Origin of the sequence: Candidatus Cyanaurora vandensis (genome assembly GCF_013285555.1) — a bacterium.
Classification (GTDB): domain Bacteria; phylum Cyanobacteriota; class Cyanobacteriia; order Gloeobacterales; family Anthocerotibacteraceae; genus Cyanaurora; species Cyanaurora vandensis.
The window spans coordinates 1-11,869 of record NZ_JAAXLT010000040.1; the positions used below are offsets into that span (position 1 = coordinate 1).

The 11,869-nt window shown below is 53.9% G+C and carries 16 protein-coding genes; 6 read left to right on the forward strand and 10 right to left on the reverse strand.

Going from position 1 to position 11,869, the window contains the following annotated elements; all coding sequences use genetic code 11:
* Positions 1-850, forward strand: an 850-nt coding sequence (dprA, locus tag HFM78_RS02435) for a DNA-processing protein DprA (protein ID WP_287127825.1), incomplete at its 5' end; no start/stop codon positions are given.
* On the opposite strand, the gene larE is transcribed toward dprA, so the two are convergent.
* Positions 839-1,666, reverse strand: coding sequence for an ATP-dependent sacrificial sulfur transferase LarE (larE, locus tag HFM78_RS02440; protein WP_287131082.1), 828 nt, complete (start codon positions 1,664-1,666; stop codon positions 839-841). The genes dprA and larE overlap by 12 nt on opposite strands.
* Before the next feature lie 219 nt (positions 1,667-1,885).
* Between larE and HFM78_RS02445 the strand changes: the two genes are divergently transcribed.
* The gene (locus tag HFM78_RS02445) at positions 1,886-2,248 is read left to right on the forward strand and encodes a hypothetical protein (protein ID WP_287127827.1); all 363 of its coding nucleotides are present in this window, start codon (positions 1,886-1,888) and stop codon (positions 2,246-2,248) included.
* A 19-nt stretch (positions 2,249-2,267) separates the two neighbouring features.
* Here HFM78_RS02445 and murQ read toward each other — a convergent pair whose 3' ends face one another.
* Positions 2,268-3,176, reverse strand: coding sequence for an N-acetylmuramic acid 6-phosphate etherase (gene murQ, locus HFM78_RS02450; protein ID WP_287127828.1), 909 nt, complete (start codon positions 3,174-3,176; stop codon positions 2,268-2,270).
* 84 nt (positions 3,177-3,260) lie between these two features.
* Here murQ and HFM78_RS02455 point away from each other — a divergent pair, with 84 nt between their 5' ends.
* Positions 3,261-3,479, forward strand: coding sequence for a hypothetical protein (locus HFM78_RS02455; protein ID WP_287127829.1), 219 nt, complete (start codon positions 3,261-3,263; stop codon positions 3,477-3,479).
* A 15-nt stretch (positions 3,480-3,494) separates the two neighbouring features.
* Here the strand turns inward: HFM78_RS02455 and sds are convergent, their stop codons facing one another.
* The 4 genes from sds to HFM78_RS02475 all read right to left on the reverse strand — a co-directional run bounded on the left by sds (position 3,495) and on the right by HFM78_RS02475 (position 5,980).
* The gene (gene sds, locus HFM78_RS02460) at positions 3,495-4,466 is read right to left on the reverse strand and encodes a solanesyl diphosphate synthase (protein ID WP_287127830.1); all 972 of its coding nucleotides are present in this window, start codon (positions 4,464-4,466) and stop codon (positions 3,495-3,497) included.
* A gap of 82 nt (positions 4,467-4,548) precedes the next feature.
* On the reverse strand, positions 4,549-4,857 hold the full coding sequence (locus HFM78_RS02465; protein ID WP_287127831.1) for a DUF3155 domain-containing protein: 309 nt from the start codon (positions 4,855-4,857) through the stop codon (positions 4,549-4,551).
* A gap of 215 nt (positions 4,858-5,072) precedes the next feature.
* On the reverse strand, positions 5,073-5,378 hold the full coding sequence (locus HFM78_RS02470) for a DUF3007 family protein (protein ID WP_287127832.1): 306 nt from the start codon (positions 5,376-5,378) through the stop codon (positions 5,073-5,075).
* A 41-nt stretch (positions 5,379-5,419) separates the two neighbouring features.
* Positions 5,420-5,980 (reverse strand): pseudouridine synthase, encoded by a 561-nt coding sequence (locus HFM78_RS02475; RefSeq protein ID WP_287127833.1) that lies wholly within the window; start codon positions 5,978-5,980, stop codon positions 5,420-5,422.
* Between the two features lie 82 nt (positions 5,981-6,062).
* On the opposite strand from HFM78_RS02475, the gene ribH reads away from it, so the two are divergent.
* Complete coding sequence (gene ribH / locus HFM78_RS02480) at positions 6,063-6,629, forward strand: 6,7-dimethyl-8-ribityllumazine synthase (protein ID WP_287127834.1); 567 nt, start codon at positions 6,063-6,065, stop codon at positions 6,627-6,629.
* Positions 6,630-6,632: 3 nt separating this feature from the next.
* On the opposite strand, the gene HFM78_RS02485 is transcribed toward ribH, so the two are convergent.
* The 3 genes from HFM78_RS02485 to comJ form a co-directional block, all read right to left on the reverse strand.
* On the reverse strand, positions 6,633-7,157 hold the full coding sequence (locus HFM78_RS02485) for a nucleoside deaminase (protein ID WP_287127835.1): 525 nt from the start codon (positions 7,155-7,157) through the stop codon (positions 6,633-6,635).
* Between the two features lie 87 nt (positions 7,158-7,244).
* Positions 7,245-7,628 (reverse strand): 50S ribosomal protein L21, encoded by a 384-nt coding sequence (gene rplU / locus HFM78_RS02490; RefSeq protein ID WP_287127836.1) that lies wholly within the window; start codon positions 7,626-7,628, stop codon positions 7,245-7,247.
* A 150-nt stretch (positions 7,629-7,778) separates the two neighbouring features.
* Positions 7,779-8,327, reverse strand: coding sequence for a competence protein ComJ (comJ, locus tag HFM78_RS02495; protein WP_287127837.1), 549 nt, complete (start codon positions 8,325-8,327; stop codon positions 7,779-7,781).
* 248 nt (positions 8,328-8,575) lie between these two features.
* Here comJ and HFM78_RS02500 point away from each other — a divergent pair, with 248 nt between their 5' ends.
* Positions 8,576-8,788 carry a hypothetical protein gene (locus HFM78_RS02500; protein ID WP_287127838.1) on the forward strand — a complete coding sequence of 71 codons (213 nt, stop codon included), beginning with the start codon at positions 8,576-8,578 and terminating at the stop codon, positions 8,786-8,788.
* 135 nt (positions 8,789-8,923) lie between these two features.
* Here HFM78_RS02500 and HFM78_RS02505 read toward each other — a convergent pair whose 3' ends face one another.
* Positions 8,924-9,757, reverse strand: coding sequence for a class I SAM-dependent methyltransferase (locus HFM78_RS02505; protein WP_287127839.1), 834 nt, complete (start codon positions 9,755-9,757; stop codon positions 8,924-8,926).
* A gap of 383 nt (positions 9,758-10,140) precedes the next feature.
* On the opposite strand from HFM78_RS02505, the gene HFM78_RS02510 reads away from it, so the two are divergent.
* On the forward strand, positions 10,141-11,694 hold the full coding sequence (locus HFM78_RS02510) for a phosphodiester glycosidase family protein (RefSeq protein WP_287127840.1): 1,554 nt from the start codon (positions 10,141-10,143) through the stop codon (positions 11,692-11,694).
* Positions 11,695-11,869 lie beyond the last annotated feature (175 nt).

Below are 11,869 nucleotides of genomic sequence, written 5' to 3' on the forward strand. Positions count from 1 at the left end.
CCTCACCCCCGCCGATGCCCACTATCCCCCCTTACTCCTGGAAGTTGTTGACAGTCCGCCTGTGCTCTATCACCGGGGACCCCTTCCCCTCTGGACTCCTGCCATTGCCATCGTCGGTACCCGCCACGCCACCAGTTATGGACTGCGGTGGGCCAAAAAACTGGGTTTTGAACTGGCACGAGCCGGCTTTTTGGTCGTCTCTGGGCTCGCCTCCGGGATTGATGGGGCCGCCCACGAAGGAGCCTTAGCCGCCGGGAAACCCACCGCCGCTGTACTGGGTTGCGGGGTAGGCCGCTGTTACCCATCCGAACACCAAGCCCTCTACGAACGGATTGCCCAACGAGGAGTGATTCTCAGCGAACACCCGCGCACGACTCCGCCTGACCGCAGTAATTTCCCTCGGCGCAATCGTGTCCTCGCCGGGATGACTCGGGCTACCCTCGTGGTTGAGGCCGGGGAACGCTCCGGGGCACTGATTACAGCCCGCCTCGCGGTGGATTACGGGCGAGATGTATTTATCCTCCCCGGCAACCTGGATAATCCTCAGGCCCAAGGGACCCTGAGTCTGGCGAACCAAGGGGCACAGTTGGTTCTAGGCGTAGAAGACCTTTTACAAAAGTTGGGTAGTCCTGTTTTAGCCCCTCTGCCGCTGCCTGCCCCACCACCACCAGACTTAACCAGCGTCGAACAACAGGTCTTGGCCCGACTCACCCCAGAACCACAACTCGTCGAAATTTTACTCCAAGCTACTGAGTTAGCGACCGGGGACCTGACGGCGGTACTGTTACTACTGGAACTCAAAGGATTAGCAGTCCAGCTACCGGGTCTGAAGTACCGCTCAGTGAGTTAAGGCACGGTCTCCCAAACTCAGCACCTCATTAAGTTTGCCCCGGCGGTAGCCCTCTAGGTCCAAAGTGACATAGGTATAGCCGAATGACTTAAAACGGTCCACCAATTCGGGTAGAGGTACAGTCTGGACAAAATCTGATAGTTGGTCGGGCGTGAGTTCGATCCGGGCGGTATCCCGGTCAGAGCGCACCCGGAAGTTACGCCAACCCAGTTGTCTGAGGTAGCTCTCCGCTTGGGCCAGCCGCTGTAATTTAGCCGGGGTAATCTCCTCACCATAGGGGAAGCGGGAGGCCAGACAGGGCATGGCGGGCTTGTTCCACCAGGGCAATCCCAAATATTCTGAAAGTTGGCGGACCTCAAATTTGGCAATCTGGCACTCAATTAAGGGCGAGCGCACCCCCCGTTCACGGGCTGCTTGGAATCCGGGCCGATAATCTCCTAAGTCATCTAGGTTCGCACCGTCTAGCACCACGCCGTAGCCGCGTTCTTGGGCTAGGGGGACAAGACTGCCGTGGAGTTCACTTTTACAAAAATAACAACGGTTCGCTGGGTTGCTGGTGTAGTTAGGGTTCTCTAGTTCGTGGGTCTCAATGACCAGATGGGGCATCCCGATAAACTCAGCTTGAGTATAGGCTTCATCCAGGTCTTCCTGCATCAAAGAAGGCGAGGCCGCCGTTACCGCGAGCATCCGTGGCCCCAAGACATCAAAGGCCACCTTCGCCACCAAGGTGCTGTCCACGCCACCCGAGTAGGCGATGACACACCGTTCGAGACTGGCGAGTAGGGTTTGTAACTGCTGTAATTTGACCGGCAGCACGGGGGTCCTCAAGTCTTCTTCTTCATCTTGGCACTCCCCGTCAAGGAATCCGTAGCGCAATCGTAAAGCCAACCCTTAAGGATGAGTTTATTACAGTCACCTTCTTCCCCATGACAGAAGCCCCTGCATCGTGAGGAGAGCCAAAATTCGAGGAGACTACCACGGCTCCACATGCTGCTTGCAGCCTGACTGGAACCTTTCTAACCACGGAGATTTGCCATGACCACCAAGCTAGACACTACCCTTGCCGCCTTCCAGGACAATATCACCGAGTTCGCCATTGGTAAGGCCCTGCGTAACGTTGAAGCGTGGCATAAGGACCTCGCCCAAATGGAAGACCCCAAATTCGAGAAAGTCGTCGCTGACCTCGAAAAACTGAAAGGGGAACTCGAAAAAGACAAAGTTAATGGTAAAACTCTAGGTAAACTGCTGAGCAAACTCGGCAAAGAAGTTGCAGCAGTCTCTAAAGAGCTCACTTCCGCAACCGGCGAAAAGCTCCATGTCTTGAGCGAGTACCTGACTCAAACCGGCGGCGAACTGACTACCGAAGAGTCCGCAGCGAAAGAAACCGCTAGCAAATAAACGTCTAGGGTGCGTGTCTTTAAGGATAGGCACCCTTTTCAGTCAAATCCATCAGCGACTCCCCACGGGCTGCCAACCAATCCCGCGCCGCCAGACTATCCAAACCACGGTGGTGCATGACTAGAGCAACTTTGACCCGGTTCTCAGCACGAACCAACAAGCTCTCACAAGCAGAGCGGTCAAGGGTTGTAAGCCGCATCAAAATCCGCACAGCCCGGTCCCGGAGCTTCTCGTTCGTAACTGCCACATCCACCATCAAGTTGCCGTACACCTTGCCCAACTGCACCATGACCCCGGTGGAGAGCATATTGAGAACGAGTTTGGTGGCAGTCCCCGCCTTGAGCCGTGTAGAGCCAGTCAATACCTCGGGGCCAACCAGGGGCCGGATCTCAAGGTCATAACGGGCCGGGACCTCTTCCACTGAGACGCAGGTAAAGAATAGGGTCAGAGTACCGCGCCGACGAGCCTCCGCCAGAGCCCCATGAACAAACGGGGTTGTACCCCCAGCCGTAATCCCCAAAACCGCATCGGCAGCCGTGACCGGGGTCATCACTAACCGTCCGGCCTGCTCGTCATCCTCCGCGCCCTCAACACTCCGGGTCAGTGCAGAAACCCCACCCGCAATAATGCCTTGCACTAAGTCGGGGTCCGTGCAAAATGTAGGCGGGCATTCCGCCGCATCCAGCACCCCCAAGCGACCACTAGTTCCCGCACCCACGTAAAAAAGCCTTCCCCCCTGCCGCAGTCGGGCACTCACCTGACGGATCGCCTCAGCAATCACTGGGGCAACGAGGGTGACCTGCTGGACAGCCTTCTGATCCTCTTCATTCATCAACTGGACAAAAGCTTCAGGACTCATCTGGCCTAACTGCTGACTCGCTGGGTTGGGTTGCTCGGTTAGCAAAGAACCCCGGTCGGTTAACTTCATCAGAACTACACCATTTGTTTAATGGGACTTTACGTAGCTTAGGGGACAACACGGAATCATGATAGCCATACGATTCCACCGGTCATGACCACGCTCTTTGCTAAAGCCCGCGCTCACTCCAACCGCCTGTACGCCCTCAGTCCGCGCTGTACCCCCAACAGTTTGTTCCCTATCACCGACGTCCAACGGCATCCCCAAGGCTGGAAATACCTGTTGCGCCTCTCCCCCACTCATCACGCTTGGATTGATACCCATGAAGTTGAGTTGCTTGTCATCCACGTAACCGATGACGGGATAGTTTAACTTTAGAAATTTGTATCAGTACACGCGCTCTAACACATAGTCCGTCACTTCCATCAGCGCGTGACGGGCAGGCGAGGGCGGCAGGGCTTCTAGGGCAAAGCGGGCGCGTTGGGCGTAACTCTGCGCTAGGGTCATCGTCTGCTCGACCCCGTGGCTCCGGTGGATTAAGACCAGGGACTCTTCAAAGGAACCGGGCTCCTCAAACTGGCTCTCAATCAGCCCCCGCAACTCGGGATATTCGACCAAGGCATAGAGGACTGGGGCGGTCATATGTCCACTGGCAAGGTCTGAGGCCACAGGCTTACCCAAGGTCTCTGTCGTGGCGGTGAAATCCAGGAGATCATCGACTAACTGAAAGGCCGCGCCCAAGTGCTGCCCATAATCATAGAGGCTCTGGCACTGGGACTCAGACACCTCGCTCAAGACAGCAGCTGCTCGACAACTGTTGGCAATGAGGGAGCCGGTTTTATAAAAGTTTTTCAGCAAATAATCTTCAAAAGTCAAGTCCGGGTCAAATGCCTGCTGCATCTGCCGGATTTCTCCCTCGGCAAAGTGGTCAATGATGGTCGAGAGCAGTTCTACGACTTCCAAATTCCGCAGACGGGCTAGATAAATTGAGGACTTGGCAAACAGGAAATCCCCCGCCAAGACCGCCGCCTTATCACCGAAAAGGGCATTGACTGTGGGTTGCTGACGGCGCAGACTCGCTCGGTCAATCACATCATCGTGGACCAAGGAAGCCGTGTGAATCATCTCGGTAATCTCAGCCAACCGACGGTGACGAGCGGTGGGTTCACCATCTAGGGCCGTGGCACGGGCCGCGAGCATAACCAAAGCGGGCCGGAGGTGCTTGCCCCCAGCTTTGAAGAGGTACTCCGCTGCTTTGGCAAGCACCGGGTTTTTGGCCCCTACTAGCTGAACCAAGTTTTCAGATAATTGCTCTAGGTCGTCCTCGACCAGGGCAAAGTAGGTGGCACTCGAAACCATGGACAGTTCCCCGAAGTTAAGGAAGGTTGCGGACTTCTAACTATTGTAAAGGGAGTATCCCGAAAACGGTCTAGATTGGTCGTCAAACGGCTTCGCGCTCGGTTTCCCCACTTTCATCCTTGAGGACCCGCAGCGAAGGGAACAGAAAATGGTTCTCTTCGACGTACTGCGCGGTGAAGAGTCCCTTGTGCGCCCAGAAATAACGGTCAATGGTGTGTTCGTTACGGCGGACCAAGATTAGGGCCGGAGGTAGGATTTCACAGTCGCGGATATATTTGCGAGCCGCCGTCACAGACTTCTCCTCACCACAGTCCAATCGAAACTTGGGCACGGATTCCAGGAGTTTCTTGCCCTCCAAACGACTCGGGCTCTTGCGCTTACGTCTTGCCAATGAATTCCTCCTTGGGTCGGGCTTTTGCAGAAAATGTAGTCTTGATTACCAAGCCCTTAAGCCTTACGAGAGTATAGCGAAGATAAGCTGAATTCTCAACGGGTATATTTAACTAAAATATGTATTTCTGGATTTTTAGCAAGGACGGGGATCACTTTTTCCTGAACTTCATCTAACTTAACGTTATTAATAATTTCCAGGGAGAACTGTGAAAGTCAACCCCGGTTGGATTCGTGGGATTCCTGTTGTTCGGTTTCAGCGAGTTTTTGATAGTACGCTTCAGCCCGCTTCTCAAGGACGGCATCTTTGTAGTCTTTCATCTGCTGGTTGTAGGTCATTTTCCGAAAGAAGACGCGAAACACATAGCTCCCCAGCCACAGAATGACGCCCGCCACAAAGAGAGCTTGCACGACCAAGCCAGCATTGAGGGCAGACAAACCGACGAGCTGGAGGACGCCATACAGGAGCGGACCCAGGACGAGGAGGACCAAGGTATAGGTGAGAATGTCAAGCCGACGCATCGGACCTCAAAGGACAGTATTTACAGGATAGGCGAAGAACTTCAGCGGTGTAAGCGTTTTACTTCCGTGGGGGTAAGGTCTCGCCATTGACCGGGGCTGAGTCCACTGAGGTCTAAATCTCCTAGCTGGACTCGCACTAAACGCAGGGTGGGAAAGCCGAGACTCGCGGTCATGCGACGGACTTGACGGTTACGGCCCTCCGTTAGGGTCAAGGCGATCCAAGTCGTCGGGCTATTTTTGCGGTAACGGATCGGGACGGGCCGTTCCGGTAAATTAACGGTGGGGAGAAGTTCGATGCGAGCGGGGCGGGTCTGATAATCGGCGATGGGAATGCCCAGGGTCAGGGGTGCTAGCTGGGTCAGGGTGGGTTCACCTTCGACTTGGACCCAGTAGGTGCGCGGGTGTCCGTACTTGGGGTCAGTCAGACGGTGGCTCAAGGGGCCATCATCACTCAAGAGCAAAAGACCTTCACTATCACGGTCCAAACGACCCATGGGATAGACCAGCGGGACGGGGATAAAGTCTTTGAGCGTCAGACGGCCTTGGTCATCTTGGAACTGACACAGCACATCGTAGGGCTTCCAAAAGAGCAGATAGCGCATCTCAATTAAGCAACCAATGCACCAAGGTTACAAACCCTATCATAGGAGCGCGTTAAGCTAGAAGGAGCATCCAGGCGGGACCATGACTGTTTACGAAGGCCGTTTAGACCATACCAAAGACCTCAAAGTAGCGATTGTAATTGCCCGGTTCAATGACCTCATCACGACAAAACTTTTGTCGGGCTGCGAAGATGCACTGCGTCGCCACGGGGTAGACCTCGCGCAACAGGTGGACTATGCCTGGGTACCCGGTTGTTTTGAGATCCCCCTCGTGGCCCAAGCAATGGCTCGTAAAGGGACCTATGATGCGGTGATCTGTCTAGGGGCCGTGATCCGGGGGCAGGCTCCCCATTTCGAGTATGTGGCCAAGAAAGTCGCCGATGGTGTGGCGGCGGTCATGCTTGAAACCGGAGTCCCGGTGGTTTTTGGCATTTTGACCACTGATAATATGCAGCAGGCTCTGGAACGGGCTGGGGTCAAGGACAACAAAGGCTGGTCCTACGGACAGGATGCGATTGAGATGGCAACCTTGATGTCTAGTGTCCGCATGATTTCCGGCCTGGGTACCCTAGAACCCCAGAACGCCCTCCGCGCTGAGGGGAACGCAACCATCGCACTCCCGCCCTCTTTGTTGACACGCGGCGAATAGTGGTTAGACCAGTTTCGCCGTGGCGGGCTCAGCAATCGAATCGGACGCTTTACCCATCAAGACGAGGACCTCTTTACCCTCTTCGCGCCGTACACCGGGGACGAGTTCGAGGGGACCCTGGACGAGACAGTCATTGATTTGGTCGGTAGTGATGCCCTGGACCACCATGGATTCAGGGTCCGCATCCTCGACTAGGGCAGAATAGGCTACCCTTTTGAGCCCGGAATAGGAAATAGCCGACAAACACATGAGACAGGGTTCGAGACTGGTGTACATCGTGCATTCTGCCAGTTCCGCCTCGGTCATTTTTGCCAAGCGCGGCCCTGCTTCCCGTAAGACCACCATCTCGGCATGTTCGATACTATTGCCGGTCTCAACGGATTGATTATGGCCTTTTGCCAAGATTTCACTGCGCCAGTACAATACAGCTCCCACACCAGCTTTTCCTTGGGCGATAGCGTTACGGGCTTCGTCTAAGGCCATTCCCAACATTTCCTGATCCAGATTGGTGGGTTGCACAATACTCATTGGTCGCACCTGATTAACTGATGCAACCATAACTAACATGACCGTCCCCAGTGGACTTCAGTCCTTAGATAGGGCCGGGGGTCCTGGCTAGTCGTTGTCCTCGGTACTCGCCTCAATCGTCACGGGTTGAGTACCCAGCGTCATACCGTTCAACTCAATGGCCTCGACTAGAAGGCGGGTGAAGGGCTGACGGTGGCCTTTTTTACGGCGGTAGTGCTTTTTGGGACGCATTTTGTAGACTAAGACTTTTTTGGCCCGACCGTGTTGGAGGACTTTGGCCCGGACAATGGCCCCTTCGACTAGGGGTTGTCCAATCAAGACATCTACATCATCGCCATCGGGCACCACTAACAAGACCTGGTCCAAGGGAATGATGCTGTCTTCAGGAAAGTCCAACTTCTCGACATCGTAAAAACGACCGGGCTCAACCCGATACTGCTTGCCACCGGTAGCGATAACCGCATAAACCATGATTTTCTCCCGCCGTAGAGGTTGAGTCTGACCCATTTAGACCTGTTCCGGGCGTACACAACAGTTACCTAGGATAGCACTAACGAAGACGGTCCCCTTAGCCTCATCGCGGCTGGGTGGATTGAGTTCGTCTAAGTCTGGCGGTCAAAATTAAGGTTCACTTGCTGGTAGAGGATAGGACCACGGCGGCAGAGACCGGTCTTTTACGCGCTCAGCCCGCAGCATCAGGGGCACGGTGATGGGCGGGTCGGCTCTTAGGATACGGGCTTGGCTATCACTTGACGCGATAAAGGTCAGGCGACACCACGTATCAATGATAATGGGCAGATTGTCAGGGTCGTAGGGCTCGGTGTAACCGGTCTCGAAGTACAGAGCGTACTGACCCGGTGCCACTGAAACTGCTCCTTCCCCAAATAGATCTGAGACCCAGATACCCTCGGGTCCTACCACCTCAAAGGGCACCTGAACAATCCTTACTGCTTCTGGAAGCGGGGTGAAACTGTCCGCGATAACTACCTCCACATCCAGGTCACTATGGTCTGTTAGCAGACAGAAACTGACTCCATCGGGTGCCCAAGCAAAGCTTTGGTCAATGTCATGGTCTGTCCAGTCAGTAAAGCAGGTTCCTACCTCTCCCGGCTCCTCAACATGGACCAAGCCGTAACAAGGAGCCAAACTGAATTTAGTGCTTGAGCTCATGACCTCTCCGAGGGCTTCAGCAATAGACGCTGCCACGAGTCTTTGTCGCAGCATCCACTGAGTATAGACTTACAGCCTGATGATCAACTCGGCGGTCTCACCATCTGAATTTAGTGATTGAATTCATGACTCATCCAGGACTCAAGAAGTAGCATGACGAGTGGATCGGGTTAGTCTAGCCTACACTGAGAGACCCTGCTTAAGGACCAATCTACCCAGGGTATTATTTAAACAGATTGGAAAAAGACATGACAGAAGAACAACTTTTTCAACTTATCGCCGCCGCCACGCAACTCGCCACCGCCAATGCTCAAGCCATTGCCGAGATGAGACAACAAACGACAGAAAAGACCTTGCTTCATGAGCAGGAGATGGTAAACCTGAGACAACAAGCCGCCGTAGAGGTTGGGTCTGACCCATTTAGACCTGTTCCGGGCGTACACGAAAGTTACCGAGGATAACACTAAAAACTGAGTTGGTTAGCATCCAGTTTATAGAGCAAACGTATCTTAATGCGCTAGGGCCTCAACGAGGTAGTCATTGTCCAGGTAGCTTTAAGAATGTCTTTAGAGGCGATAAGCCTTACAGAGTATCTGTTAACTGTGCTTACTAGCAATAACTATATCTTGATAACTTAACCCATTTTTTCTACCACACCACGATCCGTAACTAATTGGCTCGGAAATATTCAGTTCATACTTCCTATATAACCCACGAATTATTTTTTCATCGTAAGCAATAGCCTCTTCAGGCAAGATCTCTTTCTGCACACGATACCCTTGCAATTCATACTTAAAGCTAAGACTGCTTGCCTGCTCTTCAATTAGTTTCAAAGAGTCTGGATTTAGCAGAAAGTAGGTGATGAAACATCGTCCACCTGGTTTTAAAACTCGTGCTACCTCAGTGAGGTAGTTCTCCATATCTTGCGGGAACATGTGCGTAAATACAGAAGTGAGGAATACAAAATCAAAATATGAATTCTCGAAGGGGAATCGATACTCAGAAGCTTGATGGGTACCAATTGGGTTGTACATTTTATTATATATGTCAGCGAAATGGAAATGAAAGTTCGGATACGGGCGAGTAAAAGTTTTCTGACACCACTTAATGGAGGAAGCCGCGATGTCTATACCGTCATAGCTCCCGTTCTTTAAATACCCCATTAGTGGGCGTGCTATCCGGCCCGTACCACATCCAACATCTAGCACTCTTTCATGGGGTCTGAGTCCACCTATATCTATAAAGTGACGGAAAAATTCTTCACCGATCTGCTTGTAGTCACCATCCCCAACAGAGAGTAGCCAATCTGGTGGAAGTAATGGATCACGCTTTCCTGTAAGTATGCTAGTTGTGAAAGCTAGAAAGCCGTATGCTGCGCGTAATTGCATTTTAAATCTATAGGGTATGAACTGAGCAATGGTTCGTCTCACGTCACATTACCTCATGCTCTTATCTAGTGAAACCCAACCCATGAGTGGACTGTTCCTGAATACCTTCATACCAAGAATGTCCATGGTGCGGGAAACGTTGACGATTTAGCTTGCATTCTGGTTTCTCGCTGGTTTTCACTGAATTTACGATAGTGGGGGAGGTATACGACTGTCAACAGTTAAGGGTCAATTTTTAATTAACACGCTAGGGCCTGATGAAACGTGGTAGAAAACTTGCAGGGGAGACCCCACCTAGGAACCTAGGTTGCCCAGGGTATTATTTAAAGAAATTGGACCAGCCATGACTGAAGAACAACTTTTTCAACTTATCGCCACCACCACAGACCGGATGGACCGCCGCGACCGGGGCGAATAGTTTTCCCATGGACAGGATTGCCCGACGACGCTTTTTGTACCTGAGTACGACTCTATGGCTGCCCGGTCAGGGGGTGATGGCCTATACCCTGACCCCGCCGACTACGGATGTACCCGATTGGTGGTTGGCTAGTCTGGGGGCCGAGTTACTCCCTGGTCAAGACCTCAACCAGCAATCATTTAGTTGGTTTGGGCGGACCTTTACCCTGCCGATCGTCGCTGGACCGATGCCGGGACGTTATCTAGGCTTGAGAGCCGCACAACAGTCGTTGGGCTTCCCCGGTTGGGTAGTACCCCTGGTCCTGGCGCGGGTGACGACTACGGCAGAACAACTGACCATCACCCTGAATGGTCCCACGCCCTGGCAATGGGAAGAACGGACGGGGGTAAGTGTACTAAGCTTGGTTGCCCAACTGACGGGGACCCTACCGACTACCAACCCCAAGGTGACGCTCCTTAACTCTTGGCCTCAGCTTCAACTCGGATTTAACGTAGCCCGCCCGCCGCGCATCCAGTCTTTTAACAATCCCTATCGGCTGGTCCTGGACTTTACTCAACCGCCTGTCCCGCGCACGGTGGTCCAAGTCTGGCGACCGGGCTTGACCTATCAGTGGTCAGATTTCACCAACCCCAAGCCGCAGCGGGTCCATCTCTTGACTATGGACCGTAGCTATCCCTGGCAGTTAGTCCACGCACCCGATAAAAAAACGTTGACCAGTTTTGCCCAAGCCGCCGGGGCACTAGCGGCAATTAATGGCGGTTTCTTTCAGGTCAATAGCGGACAACCCCTCGGAGCGGTCCGCATCGCGGGACAGTGGCGGAGCGGGCCAATTTTGCAACGGGGGGTGGTGGCTTGGGACGGGACTCAGACGCAATTTGACCGCCTTGACTGGCAAGGGGTTTTGATTTTAGCCCAAGCGCGGCTGGCCCTCGTTGGCTGGAACAGTGGTTATACTCGTGCGGGCCTGAGTGTCTATACCCCGGACTGGGGTAGCCGCTATGAGGGGCTGACCGAGGGTGAAGTGCTCGTCACGATTCAAGACGGCTATTCTCAGTTGCTGCTTCGCATCAGTCGCGGCACCCCAGTCCTCATTCCGCCGACGGGGTTGCTGGTGGTGGGCCGGGGCTACGGGGCGGATCTCCTCGAACAACAACTCAAGGACCCCCAACCCGTTACCTTAACCCTGACCCTCACCCCTCCCCTAGACCTCCCCAACGTCCTAGGCGGCGGACCTTTGCTAATTAAGGAAGGGCGGATGGTTCTGGATGCAGAACTAGAGAAGTTTCAACCGGATGTGAAGGACAGTCGCGCTCCCCGGACAGCGGTGGGCCGGCTGAGTAATGGGTCTTTGCTATGGGTGATGGCGGAGGGACGGCGGGGGGATGCCCAGGGTTTGACCTTACCCGAGTTAGCGACGTTCATGATCCGTCAGGGCTGTGTGGATGCTTTGAATCTGGATGGCGGCGGCTCCTCAGGACTGTACTTAGGCAGGAGTTTACGCAACCGGAGGCTAGGTCCAGAGCGACTCTTGAGTACTGCACTCCTGTTGATGCCCGTGTAAGAGGCCCCTCTGCCCCATACCCTGCCGGGCACAGGCTAGTGGAGGACCAAGGCAGCAGAGGGAGAAAAGAGTAAAACAGGACTTCCGCAAGAGCCATCGGCCTAGCCGGGTGCTTCAGTTGCTGCATCAACCACCCAGAGCGTAGCCCCGGCTGGAGTTGATAGATGGTTTGGCC

Bases quoted from the DNA above. Each gene is read 5' to 3' on its own strand.
- HFM78_RS02455 (WP_287127829.1), top strand. From the start codon at position 3,261: ATGACCACGCTCTTTGCTAAAGCCCGCGCTCACTCCAACCGCCTGTAC.
- HFM78_RS02445 (WP_287127827.1), top strand. From the start codon at position 1,886: ATGACCACCAAGCTAGACACTACCCTTGCCGCCTTCCAGGACAATATC.
- HFM78_RS02500 (WP_287127838.1), top strand. From the start codon at position 8,576: ATGACAGAAGAACAACTTTTTCAACTTATCGCCGCCGCCACGCAACTC.
- HFM78_RS02485 (WP_287127835.1), bottom strand. From the start codon at position 7,157: ATGAGTATTGTGCAACCCACCAATCTGGATCAGGAAATGTTGGGAATG.
- sds (WP_287127830.1), bottom strand. From the start codon at position 4,466: ATGGTTTCGAGTGCCACCTACTTTGCCCTGGTCGAGGACGACCTAGAG.
- HFM78_RS02470 (WP_287127832.1), bottom strand. From the start codon at position 5,378: ATGCGTCGGCTTGACATTCTCACCTATACCTTGGTCCTCCTCGTCCTG.
- rplU (WP_287127836.1), bottom strand. From the start codon at position 7,628: ATGGTTTATGCGGTTATCGCTACCGGTGGCAAGCAGTATCGGGTTGAG.
- HFM78_RS02510 (WP_287127840.1), top strand. From the start codon at position 10,141: ATGGACAGGATTGCCCGACGACGCTTTTTGTACCTGAGTACGACTCTA.
- HFM78_RS02475 (WP_287127833.1), bottom strand. From the start codon at position 5,980: ATGCGCTATCTGCTCTTTTGGAAGCCCTACGATGTGCTGTGTCAGTTC.
- ribH (WP_287127834.1), top strand. From the start codon at position 6,063: ATGACTGTTTACGAAGGCCGTTTAGACCATACCAAAGACCTCAAAGTA.
- comJ (WP_287127837.1), bottom strand. From the start codon at position 8,327: ATGAGCTCAAGCACTAAATTCAGTTTGGCTCCTTGTTACGGCTTGGTC.
- murQ (WP_287127828.1), bottom strand. From the start codon at position 3,176: ATGAAGTTAACCGACCGGGGTTCTTTGCTAACCGAGCAACCCAACCCA.